This is a genomic window from Brevibacterium sp. CBA3109, assembly GCF_040256645.1.
GTDB classification, from domain to species: domain Bacteria; phylum Actinomycetota; class Actinomycetes; order Actinomycetales; family Brevibacteriaceae; genus Brevibacterium; species Brevibacterium koreense.
Window position 1 is genome coordinate 2475070 of record NZ_CP158281.1, and the last position, 16848, is coordinate 2491917.

At 64.3% G+C, this 16848-nt stretch carries 14 protein-coding genes; 2 read left to right on the plus strand and 12 right to left on the minus strand.

The annotated features are described in order from the left end of the window. Nucleotides 1-13: 13 nt before the first annotated feature. The 10 genes from AAFP32_RS11340 to AAFP32_RS11385 all read right to left on the minus strand — a co-directional run bounded on the left by AAFP32_RS11340 (nucleotide 14) and on the right by AAFP32_RS11385 (nucleotide 13107). Complete coding sequence (locus AAFP32_RS11340; RefSeq protein ID WP_350269229.1) at nucleotides 14-1084, minus strand: hypothetical protein; 1071 nt, start codon at nucleotides 1082-1084, stop codon at nucleotides 14-16. Between the two features lie 162 nt (nucleotides 1085-1246). Further along, the gene (gene gatB / locus AAFP32_RS11345) at nucleotides 1247-2728 is read right to left on the minus strand and encodes an Asp-tRNA(Asn)/Glu-tRNA(Gln) amidotransferase subunit GatB (RefSeq protein WP_350269230.1); all 1482 of its coding nucleotides are present in this window, start codon (nucleotides 2726-2728) and stop codon (nucleotides 1247-1249) included. Beyond that, on the minus strand, nucleotides 2725-4227 hold the full coding sequence (gatA, locus tag AAFP32_RS11350; RefSeq protein WP_350269231.1) for an Asp-tRNA(Asn)/Glu-tRNA(Gln) amidotransferase subunit GatA: 1503 nt from the start codon (nucleotides 4225-4227) through the stop codon (nucleotides 2725-2727). Before gatA ends, gatB begins: the two co-directional genes overlap by 4 nt. Continuing rightward, complete coding sequence (gene gatC, locus AAFP32_RS11355; protein WP_350269232.1) at nucleotides 4227-4532, minus strand: Asp-tRNA(Asn)/Glu-tRNA(Gln) amidotransferase subunit GatC; 306 nt, start codon at nucleotides 4530-4532, stop codon at nucleotides 4227-4229. Before gatC ends, gatA begins: the two co-directional genes overlap by 1 nt. Before the next feature lie 124 nt (nucleotides 4533-4656). Further along, nucleotides 4657-5142, minus strand: a complete 486-nt coding sequence (locus AAFP32_RS11360; protein WP_350269233.1) for a hypothetical protein — start codon at nucleotides 5140-5142, stop codon at nucleotides 4657-4659. Between the two features lie 156 nt (nucleotides 5143-5298). Further along, nucleotides 5299-7524: an NAD-dependent DNA ligase LigA gene (ligA, locus tag AAFP32_RS11365; RefSeq protein ID WP_350269234.1), complete on the minus strand. Its 2226-nt coding sequence runs from the start codon at nucleotides 7522-7524 to the stop codon at nucleotides 5299-5301. Next, nucleotides 7521-8648, minus strand: a complete 1128-nt coding sequence (locus AAFP32_RS11370) for a hypothetical protein (protein ID WP_350269235.1) — start codon at nucleotides 8646-8648, stop codon at nucleotides 7521-7523. Before AAFP32_RS11370 ends, ligA begins: the two co-directional genes overlap by 4 nt. After that, a complete protein-coding gene (locus AAFP32_RS11375; protein ID WP_350269236.1) occupies nucleotides 8641-10671 on the minus strand; it encodes a prolyl oligopeptidase family serine peptidase in 2031 nt (676 codons plus the stop codon). The genes AAFP32_RS11370 and AAFP32_RS11375 overlap by 8 nt, the downstream gene beginning before the upstream one ends. Before the next feature lie 34 nt (nucleotides 10672-10705). Then, complete coding sequence (gene mnmA, locus AAFP32_RS11380) at nucleotides 10706-11899, minus strand: tRNA 2-thiouridine(34) synthase MnmA (RefSeq protein ID WP_101641809.1); 1194 nt, start codon at nucleotides 11897-11899, stop codon at nucleotides 10706-10708. Further along, nucleotides 11896-13107, minus strand: coding sequence for a cysteine desulfurase family protein (locus AAFP32_RS11385; RefSeq protein ID WP_350269237.1), 1212 nt, complete (start codon nucleotides 13105-13107; stop codon nucleotides 11896-11898). Before AAFP32_RS11385 ends, mnmA begins: the two co-directional genes overlap by 4 nt. A gap of 124 nt (nucleotides 13108-13231) precedes the next feature. Here AAFP32_RS11385 and AAFP32_RS11390 point away from each other — a divergent pair, with 124 nt between their 5' ends. Together AAFP32_RS11390 and AAFP32_RS11395 are read left to right on the plus strand one after the other, a co-directional pair. Then, a complete protein-coding gene (locus AAFP32_RS11390; protein ID WP_101619790.1) occupies nucleotides 13232-13582 on the plus strand; it encodes a hypothetical protein in 351 nt (116 codons plus the stop codon). A 65-nt stretch (nucleotides 13583-13647) separates the two neighbouring features. Continuing rightward, on the plus strand, nucleotides 13648-14040 hold the full coding sequence (locus AAFP32_RS11395; RefSeq protein ID WP_167389423.1) for a hypothetical protein: 393 nt from the start codon (nucleotides 13648-13650) through the stop codon (nucleotides 14038-14040). Between the two features lie 66 nt (nucleotides 14041-14106). On the opposite strand, the gene AAFP32_RS11400 is transcribed toward AAFP32_RS11395, so the two are convergent. Together AAFP32_RS11400 and AAFP32_RS11405 are read right to left on the minus strand one after the other, a co-directional pair. Beyond that, on the minus strand, nucleotides 14107-15828 hold the full coding sequence (locus AAFP32_RS11400) for a hypothetical protein (protein WP_350269238.1): 1722 nt from the start codon (nucleotides 15826-15828) through the stop codon (nucleotides 14107-14109). Nucleotides 15829-15881: 53 nt separating this feature from the next. Then, nucleotides 15882-16826, minus strand: coding sequence for a tetratricopeptide repeat protein (locus tag AAFP32_RS11405; RefSeq protein WP_101619619.1), 945 nt, complete (start codon nucleotides 16824-16826; stop codon nucleotides 15882-15884). Nucleotides 16827-16848: the final 22 nt, after the last annotated feature.

Genomic DNA, 16848 nt, shown 5'->3' on the forward strand with positions numbered 1-16848 from the left:
GACTGCACGCAGATCACTCCGCGCGGCGGTCCTCCCCCGCGGAGTGTGTGGGTTCCAGCGCGTCGATCGACTCCTGGGCAGCCGCCAGACGTGTGTCGAAATCGTCGAAGTCGTCTGCGGTCTCGTCGAGCTCGGCAACAAGGCTCGAGATGATCGATGACTGTGACTCAGCGTCGATCCGCAGTTCTCTGAACTGCCAGTCTGCGGAGTCATCGGCAGCTGTCCGGGACAGAACGTCGAGGACACGGTCGCCGAGTTCACGTGAGCGTTCCGAGTTGTGAAGCAGCATGAGCTGCTCGTCGAGTGCGATGAGTCGCTCATAGTACTCATGCATCGACAGCACACGGTTGGCCATCGAGGTGAAGGCCACAGCAAGTTTCGACAGGTACGTCTCCACCGACTTCGCGGTTCCGGCATCCCTGATGCTCTCGATCTCCTCACGCAGCCGGACCAGTTCGGCCAGCCGCACACCGATTGAGGCGACAGCATGGTCGAGGTCGACACGTGAGACGTGGTCGCGCAGGATCGGGTGGGTCCAGGCGCGTGTCCGGACGATCTTTCGCGCGATGGTCACCGCCAGGTGGAACAGGCGCTGTTCGTCGGTGTCGCGGCCTTCCTTGCGGCCAGGCTGGAATCCCAATGACGCCGGAGTGATCCACTGTGCCTGCCCCACCTGTGCTCGGTTCTTCCGGCTCAGCCGTTTGGGGTCACGGAAGTACTTCGGTCCGGTGACTGCGGCGAACACGCCGGTGCCCACTGCGGTTACTCCACCAAGCGCCCCGAATGTCAGTGCCGCATCGGCGAAGCCGGACACCAGTGCCAGACCGCCGGGCGCGGCGAAGCCCGCCGTGACAGCGGCCCCGGTTCCGGTACCGCCTTTGAACAGCATGCTGGAGCGGAAGAAGTTTCGACGCATTCCCCCGGTGAGCATGATCGCATTCGGGGCGCCGGCGGTGTAGCGGTACCCGCGAGCGTTCCAGGCCTTCATGATGTCTTGATTGACGCTTTCGGGCACGAGGATGCGATAGATCGGGATCGATTTCCCGCATTCGCTCTTCCACAACGACTTCCATGACTGGGACACCGCATTCACCTCCACACACGGATGGCATCCTCACGCCGAATCCGCCGATTCCATGTCCGGCAGAGTCGACGTCTGGCCCGTGAGAATGCGAACAGCCACACCCTCCGGACTTCTTTGGTATCCAAGTCTAGAGGGTGTGGCTGGATCAATCCTGAGTTCTACTCAGCCGTTGATCTTGGCAAGGATCAGGTCCTTGGCCTTTCCGGCATCAGCCTGACCGCGGGTGGCCTTCATGATCGGTCCCATCAGTGCACCGATGGCCTGCATCTTGCCGCCCTTGATCTTCTCGACCACGTCGGGGTTCGCAGCGATCGCTTCCTCGACAGCGGCTTCGAGTGCACCGGTGTCTTCGACGATCTCGAGACCACGGGCACTCATCACCTCGGCCGGTTCGCCTTCTCCGTCGGCAACGGCCGTGAGGACGTCCTTTGCGAGCTTGTCATTGAGCTTGCCGTCGTTGATCAGCCCGATCAGGGCTGCGACCTGGGCCGGTGTGACGAGCTCGGTGGGGTGCTGATCATTCTGGTTGGCCAGCCTGGCCACCTCACCGGTCCACCATTTGCGTGCCGCGGGAGGCTGAGCGCCCGCGGTCACGGTGTCATCAATGGCTTCCAGCAGACCGGCGTTGACGACGTCACGCATCTCCAGATCGGAAAAGCCCCAGACACCTGCGAGCCGGCGGCGCTTCTGGGCCGGCAGCTCGGGCAGAGTCGCCCGCAGCTCCTCGACCCAATCGCGACTGGGCACCAGCGGAACGAGATCCGGCTCCGGGAAGTACCGGTAGTCGTCGGCGTCGGACTTCGGGCGCCCCGATGAGGTCTCCCCCGTGCCTTCGTGGAAGTGACGGGTCTCCTGCACGATTGTCTCTCCGGCTTCGAGCCGTGTCGCCTGGCGGGCGATCTCGTAGCGGACCGCGCGTTCGATCGAGCGGAAGGAGTTGACGTTCTTCGTCTCCGTGCGGGTGCCCAGTGGTGCATCGGGGCTCTCGCGCAGGGACACGTTGACGTCGGCACGGACGTTGCCCTGTTCCATGCGTGCTTCGGAGACGTCGAGGGCGCGGAAGATGTCGCGCAGGGTCCGCACGTAGGTGGAAGCCACCTCGGCGGCCCGATCCCCTGTCCCGGTGATCGGGTGGGTCACGATCTCGACCAGGGGCACACCGGCACGGTTGTAGTCGACCAGGGAATGGTCGGCTCCGTGGATGCGACCAGTGGCGCCGCCGATGTGGGTGTTCTTGCCGGCGTCTTCCTCCATGTGAGCACGCTCGACGGGGATGGTGAACATCGTTCCATCTTCGAGCTCGACCTCGACCTCGCCCTCGGAGGCGATCGGCTCATCGGACTGGCTGGTCTGGAAGTCCTTGGGAACGTCCGGGTAGAAGTAGTTCTTCCGGGCGAAGCGGCAGGTCTCCGCGATCTCGCAGCCCAGCGCCAGGCCGATCTTGATCGCGTACTCGACGCCCTTCTCGTTGACAACAGGAAGGGAGCCGGGCAGTCCCAGGGAGGTGGGTGTGATGTTGGTGTTGGGTCCCCCGCCGAAGGTGTTGGGTGCGGCGTCGAACATTTTGGTCACGGTGCCCAGTTCCACGTGGACCTCGATGCCGATGACCGGATCGTATTTCTTGATCGCGTCTTCGTATTTCACTTGGTGGTCAGTCCTTCCGCGAGAGTATCGAGCACCCGAGTCCCGGAGGCTTCCAAGGCGGCTTCGAGTGGGCCGGCCACCTCGTACATCTTCACATCCTCACGTGCCGGTGCGAGGATCTGGAATCCGACGGGCAGACCGTCGGCCAGACCTGCGGGCAGAGACAGTCCCGGGATTCCGGCAAGGTTGGCCGGGATCGTCGCGACGTCACCGAGGTAGAGGGCCATCGGGTCCGATGCCGCCTCGGCACCGAACTTCAGAGCGGTCGTCGGCGCGGTCGGCGAGACGAGGACATCGCAGGACTCAAAAGCCTTGGCGAAGTCGTTCTGCACCAGCGTGCGGATCTTCTGTGCCGACCCGTAGTACGCGTCATAGTAACCTGCGGAGAGTGCGTAGGTGCCGAGGATGATGCGGCGTTTGACCTCATCACCGAAACCGGCTGCACGAGTCGCTGCCATGACCGTCTCAGCGGTGACCGGACCCGACTCGGGCTCCATCCGCAGCCCGTAGCGCATACCGTCGTAGCGGGCCAGGTTCGAAGATACCTCAGAAGGCATGATGAGGTAGTAGGCGTCGAGTGCGTAGGAGATCGACGGGCAGTCGACCTCGACGATCTCGGCACCCGCCGCGGCGGCGACGTCTAGGGCGGCGGTGAACGCATCGCGGACGCCGTCCTGGTAGCCCTCACCACGCAGCTGCTTGATGACACCGAGCTTCTTGCCCCTCAGATCCGAGGTCTGTGCCGCAGAGACGAATCCTGCCACCGGATCCGGCAGCGAGGTCGAATCGAGCGGGTCGTGTCCGGCGAGCAGTTCATGCAGAGCCGCGGCGTCGGCGACGTTGCGACCCATCGGGCCGACCTGGTCGAGGCTCGAGGCCATGGCGATGATGCCGAAGCGGGAGATCGAACCATAGGTCGGCTTCACACCGACAGTGCCGGTGAACGCGGCGGGCTGTCGCACCGAACCGCCGGTGTCCGTGCCGACCGACAGCGGAACCTGGAAGCCGGCGAGGGCTGCGGCGGCACCGCCGGAGGAGCCACCGGGGACATGCTCGAGGTTCCAGGGGTTGCGGGTGGTGCCGAAGGCCGAGTGCTCGGTCGTCGACCCCATGGCGAACTCGTCAAGGTTGGTCTTGCCCAGGACCGGGAGTCCTGCGGCTTTGACCTTGTTGTGCACGGTGGATTCGTAGGGTGGAACCCAGTTCTCAAGCATCTTCGAGGCCGCGGTCGTGGCCACGCCCTCGGTGACGACGAGGTCCTTGAGCGCCACGGGCACTCCGGCCAGCGCGTGGACGTTCGCACCAGTGCTGCGCTTGGCGTCGACTGCTGTGGCCGTCTCCAGCGCGAGATCGTCGGTGACAGTGATGAATGAGCCGAAGTCGGCTTCGGTGGCGTGGATGCGATCCAGGTGGGCCTGGGTCACCTCGACGGAGGAGAACTCGCCGGCTTTCAATCCTGCGGCGAGTTCGAGGGCGCTCTTAGTGATCAGTTCGCTCATCATTCCTCCCCAAGGATCTGCGGGACGATGAATTTGTCGTCAGCAGAGGCTGGGGCCGCTGCCAGAGCCTGCTCGCTGGTCAGGGTCTCACCCACGACATCGGGGCGCAGCACATTCGACAGTGCGATCGGGTGGCTGGTCGCCGGTACGTCGTCGCCGGCCACTTCGTTGACCCTGGCGACATTGCTCAAAATAGTGCTCAGGTCACCGGCGAGCGATTTCAGCTCGTCAGCGCCCATGGCGATCCGAGACAGCGAGGCCAAATGCTCGACTTGCTCGGGGGTGATTGCGGAGGACTCCGTCATTCCCTGCCTTTCATCGTCTCTGTTTACTCGTCAGCAAGTCTAGTCTCTTTGCCAGACCTGTTCTGATGGGATCGATGTGAGGTTCGCACAGCACCGTTCCTCGGCTTCGCCGAGGCGGGCGGAGTCAGGCGACGGTGCGTTCTGGCCAGGTGCGTTCTCCCCTGATGTAGCTTGACACTTCCCCGAGCACCCTATCTGCGTCTGCTTGGGAGAACTCTCCGGCTTCGACTCCGGACTGCAGATCGGCCGCCAGCTCTGTGACTCGTGATTGGGCATCGGCAAGGGTGTGTGCCACCAGTCCTGCGCTCTCGCTGACGGCTGTGGCGTCTGCAGAGTCGATCCCGCCAACGGGCATCGTCTCGGCGCCAGGATGATCCTCGCCGGTGGTGTCGCTACGGGGGTTGTCGCCGCGGGTGTTGTCGTCATCGCGGCTTCGGCTCGGTGCGGCCGGTGCGGTGGTGGAACCAGTCAGTGCGGGAGCGGCGCGTTTGGTCGGCTGCTGTCCCGGATTGAGGATGTAGTCGGCAATGCCGGCAGTCACCGGCGCTGTGGTCAGAACTGCGGCGAGAACAACGGCAGTGCCAGCGATCAATCGCGGAATTGCTTTCATGTCTTCACTCTTCCAGGTCAAGCTGTTTCCCGACTCCATCGCGGCTGTGACGAACCTTGATATTCAGTAACGAATCAGTGGCAGCGGTGCGACAGATCACATCATGTCGGCACAGGTCGGTTCAGGTCAGGTCAGGTCAGTGCAGGTCGGTGCAGGTCAGTCGAGGCTGCCGGTCTCCAAGAGCGTGCGGAAGGTATCCTCGTCGAGGACCTTGACTCCCAGCGATTCGGCCTTCTCCAACTTCGATCCGGCGTTCTCCCCAGCCACGACATAGTCGGTCTTCTTCGACACGGAGCTGACCGCCTTGCCACCTGCGCCGAGGATCGCCTCCTTGATCCCATCACGGGTGAATGTGCTCAGCGAACCGGTGGCCACGATCGTCAGGCCTTCGAGGGTCTGCTCTCCGGCTTCCAGCGCCTCGTCCTTTATCCGGACCCCGGCAGCGGCCCAGGCCTCGATGATCTCGACGTGCCAGTCCACGGAGAACCAGTCGCGGATGCTCGCTGCGATCGTCGATCCGATGCCGTCGACGGCTGAGAGCTCCTCCAGCAAGGCGGCCCGGATAGCTTCGAGCGTGCGGAAGTGTGCGGCCAGGGTGCGTGCGGCAGTCGGACCGACGTGTCTGATCGACAGTGCGACGAGTACTCGCCACAGGTCCTGGTCTTTGGCTTTGTCGAGTTCGTCGAAGAGCTTTGTCGTGTTGGCACTCGGGACACTGGGCTTCTTCGCGGTTGCGCGAGTGTAGAAGTAGGGCACGAGTTCGCGCTCACCTGTCTCCACCCCTTTGACCTTCTTGTTCCGCCAGATCTTCACGTCGGCCAAGTCTTCGGCCGTGAGATCGAAGAGGAAAGCCTCAGAGGTCAGCGGCGGCTGCTCGGGCTCGGCCGGCGCGGTCAGAGCCAGCGCCGCTTCTTCACCCAGGGCTTCGATGTCGAAGGCGGCGCGGGAGGCCAGGTAGAAGATGCGGTTGGCCAGCTGTGCGGGACATGACCGGGAGTTCGGGCAGCGTTTGTCCTTGTCGCCGGCCTTCTGCTCCCCCAGCTCGGTTCCACAGGAGGGGCAGTGAGTGGGCATGACGAACTCGTATTCACTGCCGTCGCGCAGGGCCACAACCGGGCCGAGGACTTCGGGGATGACGTCGCCGGCCTTGCGCAGGGTCACCGTGTCGCCGATGAGCACGCCCTTGCGGGTGACCTCGTAGCCGTTGTGCAGGGTCGCTCGCTCCACCGTGGATCCAGCGACGGTGACCGGTTCCATCACGGCGAAGGGCGTGACTCGACCGGTCCTGCCCACCTGGACCTGGATGTCGAGGAGCTTCGTGGTGACCTCTTCGGGCGGGTATTTGAAGGCCGTCGCCCACCTCGGCGCGCGTGAGGTGTAGCCCAGGGTCTCCTGAACGGCGATGTCGTCGATCTTGATGACGATGCCGTCGATCTCATGGGTGACATCGTGGCGATGCTCGCCGTAGTAGGTGATGAAGTCCTCGATCTCATCGACCGTGGCAAGCACCTTGAAGTATTCGCTGATGGGCAGCCCCCATGTCCGGAACGCCTCGTAGACCTCGGACTGGTGAGCAGGTTCAGGATGCGAATCATCGGCGGAAGTCCATACGGCAATGCCGTGGACAAGCATGTGCAGCGGGCGCTCGGCGGTGACAGCGGGGTCCTTCTGGCGCAGGGACCCGGCGGCAGAATTGCGGGGGTTGGCGAACGGGGCCTTGCCCTCCTCAACGAGGGCGGCATTGAGTTCGGTGAACTTCTCCAGCGGGAAGAAGACTTCGCCGCGGATCTCGACCTCCGCGGGCGGGTAGTCGGTGTCGAGCCGATCGGGGATATCGGAGATGGTGCGGACATTGGCGGTGATGTCCTCACCGATGCGTCCGTCACCGCGGGTGGCGGCGCGAACGAGTTCGCCGTTGCGGTAGAGAAGGTTGACTGCGAGTCCATCGATCTTGAGTTCGCACAGGAACTTCGATGTCGCCGAGGTGGCCGCGCGGACCCGGTCGTGCCAGCCCCTCAGCTCTTCGAAGTCGAAGACATTGTCCAGGCTGTACATCCGACCGATGTGCTCGACCGGATCGAAGGTGGACGTGTCGACGTTGCCGCCGACGGTCTGGGTCGGCGAGGAATCGGTGACGAGTTCTGGGAACTTCTCCTCCAGGTCTTCGAGCCGGTGGACGAGTTCGTCGTATTCGGCATCGGCGACGAGTGGTGAGTCGTCCGTGTAGTAGGCGGCACGCTGGGCTTCGATCGTCGCCACGAGTTCTGCATGCGCCTGGGCACGGGCGGTGGCATCCGAGAGGTCTGAGTTCGTGGTGGCCTCTGCGCCCGTGGTGGCCTCTGCGCTCATGGGAAGGTCGGAGTTGTCGTGCGTTGCGGTCATTCGATCTCCTCAAAGGCACGCCGCAGACCTGCGGCGATCATCATCGTTCCCGTGCTGATGTTCTCAGCGCCGTCCCCTTCCACCGAGGACAGCAGGGGCGGATAGGTCATCGGAAGCTCTTCGCCGGCGAGGACTCCGAAGTCACGCAGGCTGGTTGCACCCATGCCGATGCGGTTCCACGGCGTCATGATCCGGTTCAGCCAGTGCTTGACCTCCCGCGGTCTCGAACCTGCGGCAGGCGGCAGCCCCATCCACGTCCCGATCCCAGCTTCGGAGATCATGGCCAGCTGCTCCCAACCGTGTGCCTTCAGGCTAGCCAACGGCACTGACACGGCGGTGGCACCGGAATTGCGGACCACCTCGGCGGCGGTGATCTCCTTGCCCTGCAGCTGCAAGGGGTCGAAGTCGGGGAGGCTGAGCAGAACCGGGGGCAGGTGGCGCAGCGTCGACCGCAGGGCTGCATAGACCTGGGTTTCGTTGACCGCAGGCAGGGTGGCCCAGCCGGAGACCGTGGGCCAGGTACCGGTGAGAACCGGCTGCAGCCGGGTCTCGACGAGGCGGATCACCGGTTGCAGGCCGAGTGTGGAGAGCTTGTCGGCGAAGGCTGCAAGACCGAACGCATAGGCCTGGATGACATCGCGGCGGGCGCCGAGGTCGCCGAGTACGGGTGCCCCGGAGGTCAGACTCAGCGCGGTGACCAAGGTCCACGGGCCCGGCAGGGAGACCTGGACCTGACCGGTGTAGCCGTCCCCGTATTCGGCGATGGCGTCGAAGGCCTCACTCAGTGCCGAGGACTCGAGTCGTTCGTCTCGGCCCGCTGCACTCGTCAGGCGCCAGCCGAAGGAGGACCGGTCCACGTGAAGATCGGTGAGAAGGCCGACTGCACGTCCGATTGCGTCCGCGCCCCACCGGTCCTCGGACCGGTGGGCGCCCAGCGGCACCGGTGGCAGCTGCTCGCCGAGGTGGGTGAAGGCCGCTGCGGCCGCCTCACGGATGGGACTGTTCGCGATGTATCCGGTCCCACCGGCACCGGGCCGGGTCTCGGCGCTGGGGCCGGGGATCCAGATTCCGGTGGTCGTTCCTGCCGGTGTGAGGGTGGTTGGAGACTCGACCGAATCAGCCATGGTTGTGCCTGCGTGGGATTCCGAAGACGTCGGCATAGAACCCGAACTCACTTTCCAGGGAATCGATGATGGTTTCGGCTCGGACGAATCCGTGGGATTCGCCCTTGTACAGACGGTAAATGTACTCCACTCCGGTCAGTTCCAGGGTATCGACGAATTCCTGCGCCTGGCTGGGCGGGACGATCGGGTCCCGATCGCCTTGCATGATGGCCACTGGGACGGTGATCTCACTCGTCCGTCGAATCGGTGACCGGGTGATGTAGGCGTCCTGTGCCTCCGGCCACGGTCCGACCAACCCGTCGATGTAGTGCTTCTCAAAGTCGTGGGTGTCCACGACGAAGCGCATCAGGTCGGTGACCCCGAAATAGGAGGTCCCGCAGGCGAAGGTTTCCGATGAGGCCAGTGCCGAAAGCACGGTCCACCCGCCGGAGGAGGCCCCGGAGATCGCGATGCGGCGGGGGTCGGCCAGCCCCTCGGCCACCAGAGCGTCGACCGCGGCGAGGGTATCGGAGACGTCGACGATTCCCCACTGTCCGCGCAGGCGGTCACGCCACTTCCGGCCGTATCCGGTCGAGCCGCCGTAGTTGACCTCCATCACGCCGAGGCCCCGGGATGTGAAGTAGCTGGACCGGGCCGACATGTCGGGTGTCGCCTGTCCTGTCGGTCCGCCGTGGATGGAGATCACATAGGGCGGACGTTCGCGGTCGCCGGCGGTGAATCGTGGGTTGTGCGGAGGGTGAATGACGACGGGGACTCCACCGAGCTCCCGGGTGCGGGGGCGAGAATAGTAGTCCTGATGAGCGTCGAGGCGTTCCTGGGCGATCTCAATGAAGCTGCCGCTGGCCCGGTCCACGGCATACAGGGCACCTGTTGAGTCCGCGGACTTCGCGGTCAGGAGAACATGGCTGTGGCTCAAGTCGTGGAGTTCGAGGCTGCCGAACCGCTCCCCTGGCGGGGTGATCTCCTCGACGCCGCCGTCGAGCAGACCGTGCGAACCGTGGGAACCACCATGCACCGTCTGTGCTCGCCGTGCCCTGATCAAGGAGGCGGTCGCGGACTGAGAATGGGCCCAGATCTCCTCGTCATCACCCAGATGCCAATTGATTCCCAACTGCCAGAGTGGGCCACCCATTTCGCCGCCGGTGTCGAGGACCGGGCTCAGAACCGAGATTTCGAGTTCGTCTGCGACGTCGCTCGACTGCCCGGAGTCCGTCGCGGCAGCACGTCTGTCACGAACCAGACAATCGATCGGTTCGAAATCCAATGAATACAGGGCCCAGTGACCGTTGTGGTCGGAGCTCACAATGAGCGAGGAGTCCGAGGTGAATTCGGGTTGCAGGAGCGACACATCATGTCCGCGCAGGACCGCAGCGACAGGAGTGTCCTGGGTGCGAACGTCGATGAGCCACAGGTTCGTCGAGTCCCAGGGCATATTGGGGTGCTCCCAGCCGATGAACGCCAGTGTGGAGCCGTCCGGGGACAGTCTGGGCCAGGCCATGAAGTAGGAATGGCGCGAGAGCACATTCGTCGTCCCGTGCCGGGTGATGAGCACGATGGCTCGTTCCCTGCGTGTGGACCGACAGTCTTCGCGCACGCACAGCAGGCCCCAGCGGGTCATCGTCAGGTCGCCGTAGCGGATGCGGCCCGATGTGTCCGGGGTCAGCGCATGGGGAGCTTTGCCCGGAATGATCTGCCAGATCCGCTGGTCGGAGGCGTTGACGAAATAGATGACTTCGCTGCTGGGGTCCAGGGCCCATGCGGCTCCCCCGTATTCGTGTACGGAGGATCTGATGTTGAAGTCCGCGGGCAGCACCTGCTCCTTCAGCCCCGGATGCGACAGTGACGTCCGGATGAGGCCGGTGCGGGAATTCTCCGCTGGGACCTTCGTCGAGAAGTAGATGTGCTCGCTGCGGAATGCGGCGGCGAAGATCGGTGCGGAGCCCGCAGCCACCTCCGCAGCGCTCAGCGGAGACGACCAGGTTCCGAAAGGTGCCGTGACGACATCTTGGGGAAATTCCTTCATACCCCCAGGTTAACGCAGGGGCGAAGGCCACAGCTCAGACGCCGAGGCGGTCCTTGGCTGTCACATCGATGGTGGCCTGGCCAAGAACCCGGGTTCCGCGGTAGATGACCATGGTCTGACCGGGTGCGACGCCGGAGAGTTCCTCGTCGACATCGATGTGCATGAGCTGTCCGGCAGGCCGGGCTGCCGGTACCTCGACCTCGTCGACGACCGGGTTCACCTCGTGCTCGGGTGCCTCACTGATGTAGTCACCCAGCCAGGCCCTGGCCGGAACCGGGTCGCTGTGGGCCCGGATCTGCACCTCGCAGTCGATTGCGGTAGCCGGTTCGGTGCCGATGTCGGCCGGTGCGGGACCGGCCCAGGTGGTTCGAATGCCGGTCAGGTGGGAGACCCCGAGATCCCCGCGGGAGCCCACCGTGACTGTATTGGAGGCCGGGTCGAGGCCGGTGACGAAGCGCGGCTGACCATCGGCTGCGGGCTTCTGGATGCCCAGGCCCTTGCGCTGGCCGATGGTGTAGGTCATCGCACCGTCGTGTTCGCCCAGGGTTTCCCCCTCGGCGTCCTTGATGAGGCCCGGGCGCATGGGGATCTTGTCCGCCAGCCACGCCTTCGTGTCGCCATCGGGGATGAAGCAGATGTCGTAGGAATCGGGCTTGTTGGCTACGGAGAAACCGCGCTCAGCCGCCTCGGCGCGAACTTCTGCCTTCGACGCGGTAGCACCGATCGGGAAGTAGCAGTGCTCGAGCTGATCGCCGGAGAGCACGCCGAGGACGTAGGACTGGTCCTTCGCGAGATCCTCGCCGCGGTGGAGTTCCGGCAATCCGTCTTCGTCGCGCAGCACCTCGGCGTAATGGCCTGTGGCGATGGCATCGAAGCCAAGTGCCAGGGCACGGTCGAGGAGTGCCGCGAACTTGATGCGCTCATTGCAGCGCATACACGGGTTGGGTGTGCGTCCGGCCGCGTATTCGGCGATGAAGTCATCGACGATGTCCTCTTTGAACCGTTCGGAGAAGTCCCACACGTAGAACGGGATGTCGAGCATCCCGGCAACACGGTGGGCGTCCCGGGAGTCTTCGATGGTGCAGCAGCCGCGTGACCCCGTGCGCAGGGTTCCGGGCATGCGGGACAGGGCGAGGTGGACGCCGACGACTTCGTGGCCGGCGTCGACGGCGCGTGCTGCGGCGACTGATGAGTCGACTCCGCCGGACATGGCGACGAGAATTTTCATGATGCTCCTTGCATCCAGCGTGGAGTGGCCGAAACCATTCCGGCTTGGTGTGCTTGTTCGACGACCTCGGGCAGAACCTCGAGAAGACGATCAACTTCGTCTTCGGTCGAGTCGTGGCCGAGGCTGAATCGTTGGGCTGATCTGGCGACGTCTTCCTCCATGCCGCAGGCCAGCAGCACATGGGAGGGACGTGAGACCCCGGCCGAGCAGGCCGAACCTGTCGAGGCCGCCAGTCCTCTCGCGTCGAGGCCGAAGAGAAGGGAATCGCCCTCACACCCGGAGAACGTGAAGTGCGCATTCGCGGGAAGCCTGCCCCCACCTCGGCGACCGGACAGGGTGGCACTGGGTATCGTGTCCTCGATGCCGGCGATGAGCCGGTCGCGCAGGAATGAGAAACGGGCAGCTCGGGCGTCGATGTCGGCAGTGGCGAGTTCGATGGCCTTGGCGAAGGCCACGGCACCGGCCACGTCGAGCGTACCCGAACGCACCCCGCGTTCCTGTCCCCCGCCGTGGAGGATCGGTGAGGGGGCGGCGCCGCGGTCGAGCAGCAGTGCCCCGATGCCTACGGGTCCGCCGATCTTGTGGGCGGTGATCGACATGGCGGTCGCACCGAGGTCAGCGAAGTTCAGCGGAATCTGGCCCAATGCCTGCACCGCGTCGATGTGGAAGGGAACACCGAGTTCCTTCGCCGCCGCACCGATGTCGGCGATCGGCTGGAGGGTGCCGATCTCATTGTTCGCGGCCATGATCGAGATGAGCGCGGTGCGTTCAGGAGCTCGGCGCAGTTCGGCCAGGGCCGCATCGAGGTCAAGGCGTCCTGCTTCGTCGACGTCGAGGTAGACGACCTCTGCGCCCTGGCTCTCGAGCCATTCGACGGAGTCGAGGATCGCATGATGCTCGATCGTCGAGGTGAGCACCCGCGGGCGAACCGGTGCCTGGAAAGTGGCGTTGTTGCGGGAGAGGTAGAGGCCCTTGAGTGCGAAGTTGTCGGCTTCTGTGCCGCCGGAGGTGAAGATGACCTCCGACGACGTTGCGGCGCCGACACTGCCGGCGATGTCCTCGCGGGCGGTTTCGATGCGCATCCGCGCGGCCTGACCCACAGCGTGCAGAGCCGAGGGATTGGCCCGTCGGCTCAGCTCAGCGGTGTAGACGTCGAGCACCTCTGCCGGCATCGGCGAGGTGGCTGCGTGGTCAAGGTAAATCGGCACTCTCCCTATTTTAGGCTGTGAACGGCACTTCGGCCAGGATCAGTGCCACATCTCACCCGATACTGTGGCATCGCCCGGCACCGCAGGTTCCGGGCGCACGTCGACGCCGACTAAACTGGGCCGGGTGTTCACCGTTTTCACCATCGTGCTCTATGCCGTCTCCGCCGTCCTGGCCATCTGGTCGATCGTCGAAACCATCCGCAACAGACCCGCCGGCACACTGCTGCTCGGCGCGACTGCTCTGCTTCTGCTGCTGCTCATCGTGCAGCTGGTTCTCTCGATCGTCACATTCGGTTCAACCCACGGCGTTGACCCGCTCCTGTACTTCGGCTACGTCATCACCGCGATCCTCGTCATCGGCTTGGCCGGCTTCTGGGCATTCGCGGAACTGAGCAGATGGGGACCGGGAGTGCTCGCAGCGGCAGGACTGACGGTGATCGTCATGATCGAGAGATTGGACCAGATTTGGCAGTGAAGAAACGTAGAGGCGCCCGCTCAGCGGATGCCTCGGCAAAGAAGAACCGGTCACCGTATTCGGCGATGCACACCGGCCCGGGCCGGGCACTGACCGCCGTCTACGGGGTCTTCGCACTCTCGGCGACCGCACGCGCCGGCTACCAGGTCATCCGCGAGTTCGACGTGGCCCCGGTCGCGTATTCGCTGTCCGTGATCGCCGCAGTCATCTACATCATGGCCACGATCTGCCTGGTCATCGGCAACCGCATCTCGCACCGGATTGCGATCGCCTCCTGCCTCATCGAGTTCGTGGGCGTCATCGTCGTCGGCATTCTCAGCTTCACCCATCCGCAGGACTTCGCGAAGCCCTCTGTGTGGTCATCCTTCGGCAGCGGCTACGGATTCATCCCGCTCATCCTGCCCCTCGTCGGACTCTGGTGGCTCACCCTCATCGGACGCAGAATCCGCACCAGCTGAGGCACCGGCCCCACCCCGGTGCGGCCCCACCCCGGTGCGGCCCCACCTCGACGATGGGGCCTGCCGTCACTCGAAGCGTGAGGACAGCACGTTCCAGTCGGTGGCCACGGCGCTCAGCTCATCCCCGGTCTTCATCAGCACATACGGGTGGGCGGTGTCGACCTTGACAGTGTTTCCGTCCTTGTCGTTGGACTTCACTGCTTCGATGGTGTCGCCCAGGTCAACCGAATAGTCGTCAGGGACCTCGATCGTCAGGGTGCAGCGGACCTCGCCCATCCCGATGGCGCCGTGCTCGGTGCTCAGGGTCATCGAGGTGAAGTCGAGCTTCTCATAGGGCTTGCAGGAGACATCGACCTTGTCGAATCCCGAGTCCTTGCCACGCAGGTCGCCCAGGTATCCCCTGAAGTCTTTGAACCCGCCCTCTTTCAGCCCATCGGCATCCGCTTTGTCGGCCTTGCCGTCGACGAGGAATTTCGAGACCTGATCCGCGGTCGTCGTCATCTCTTTGTTGAATCCCTCCGGGCCGGGCTCAACAGCCCCGTGCCCGTCGGCCATCAGCGTCGGCATCTGATCGGTCGGGATGTAGGAGGCAGTGCGCACGATCGGATCGGTCGAGGCGGATTCTCGGGTCGCCAGCTGGACCTGTGTGAGCTTCTCGTCCCCTTTTGCGGTGCCGAATGCGTAGAACCACATCGGGTATTCGGTGAAGCTCGGGCTGCCGGCGACGACTTCACTGAAGTTCGGTGCCCGCAGCTTCTGCTTCGCCTTCTTCGCGATCAGGATCTGTGCGCGGGTCCGGTCGATCAGGGGCTCGCCCTGAATTTTTTCGAGGCCGGCGCCTCCGTCGTTGAGGATCCCATCGAGTGACTCGGTGTAGCCGGTCATGAATGTCCCGGCCTCACCCGGGCGCATCGCTGTGCGCTCATAGGGTGTGATGTCGGGACTGTGCGGCTGTGCCACGGGCAGTGCGGTGCATCCGCTCAATGCCAGTCCCGTCGTCAGCGACGCGGCTGTGACCATGCGCAGTGATCGTCTGCCACGCGTATTCGTCCCCCGAGGTGACGCTGCCTTCGCCGGATCAGGGTGCTTCACGAGGCGCGAGCTCTGCACTCGACCGGAATCGACATTTGCCCCTTCTGCGTCCGCTCCAGTCCCAGAGCCGGACCCTGGGCCTGAGCCCGAGCCACGGTCAGTGTTTCGGGCGACCGCTGTCTTCTTCTCGGGGCGGATACGGCCGTTGAACCAGCGCAGGAAGAAGAAGGCCGCGAATCCGGCCAAGATGATGCCCAGGGCGATGCCGAACAAGCTCAATGCCAGGACTCCCTCCACACGCATCTTCAGCGAGACCGTGGTTCCGTCAAGATTTTCGCCCTCGTTCGCGGCGGAGATCACGAGCACCTGCGGGTCGGCATCGAGGTCGAAGGTCTTCGCAACCTTCTCGCCTGTGTCCTGGCTGATCCACCAGTCCCTGTCAGTCAGCGTCGCTTCGGGAGCGGCGTCTCCGGGGATGAACCGGTGCTCGACCGCGCTGGGGAACTCGACGTTGCTGATCTGCTCCTGCGCCACCCCGTCGAGGATGCTGTCGGTGTCGACGCCGTTGGCGGTGCCGACGAACAGTTCCTTGCCGTCAGCATTCGCGGCTTCAACGGTCACACTGGTGCCCGAATAGGGAACGATTGCCTCGTCGAGGACGACGGCGTAGGCCCCATCCTTGACCGTGAAGTCTTCGGTCTCGGTGAACTCATCGGTGCCGACGACGGACAGCGCGGAGACAACCAGCACTGCCACGATCACCGCTGCGAGTGCGAACAGAATGGCTGTGGTGAGACGGATTCTCTGAATCAGAACAAGGCCCTCATCAATGCTGTGCGTGCCTTGGTCACGGCCGGATCATCCGCACTGAGAACTTCGAAGAGTTCGAGAACCCGCAGTCGCAGCGCTTCCTTCTCATCGCCTGCGCTGACGCGGATCAGTGAGATCAGGCGGTTGAAGGCACTGCCCGGGTTGCCTCCGACGATCTCCGCATCGGCGGCCGCCTTGGCCGCCTCGGCGTCCTTCGGGTTCGCATCGGCGGTGGCAATGAGCTGCTGCGGATCGGCGTCGATGAGGCGACGTCCCAGTCCGGCTCTGGCCAGACCGAATTTCGCTTCCTCATCCGCCGGCGCGGCGGCCAGGGCGGCCTTGAACAGGGATTCGGCGGTGTCGAAGTCTCCTCGGCTCAACGCCTCCTCGGCGTCTGGGTGAGCAGGACCTGCCGGTTCCGGCTCGGCTCCGGCAACCACGGCATGACCGGTCACACCGTTCTCACCAGCGAGCTTGAGCAGCTCATCGAAGTAGGCCTTCACCTGCGGTTCGGGCAGTGCACTCTGGAACAGAGGTACGGGCTGGCCCTTGACGATAGCGATGACGTTCGGGATCGACTCGACGCCGAAAGCCTGCTGCAGTCGCGGATTGGCGTCGACGTCCACTCGTGCCAGGACAAGTCGGCCGCCGAAGGATTCGACGAGGCGCGCGACGATCGGTGAGAGCTGTTTGCTCTCCTCACTCCGCTGCGCCCACAGGTCGATGACAACGGGCACGCGGTCGGAGATCGCGACGACGTCGTTGAAGCTGGCTTCGTCGACGTCGAAGACCAGGGCCGGAACTGGGACCGCATTCGGGTCCGCCGCGCCCCCACCAGCCTGTCCCGGTCCACCGTTCTGTTCCTCATGTGGCAGGTTTCTGCTGCGCACCGCGGACAGGTCGAGTCCTTGGCTGGGCTGCGTGTTGTCCTGCGAGGGATCCATTGACACGTGGTCTCCTTTGTTG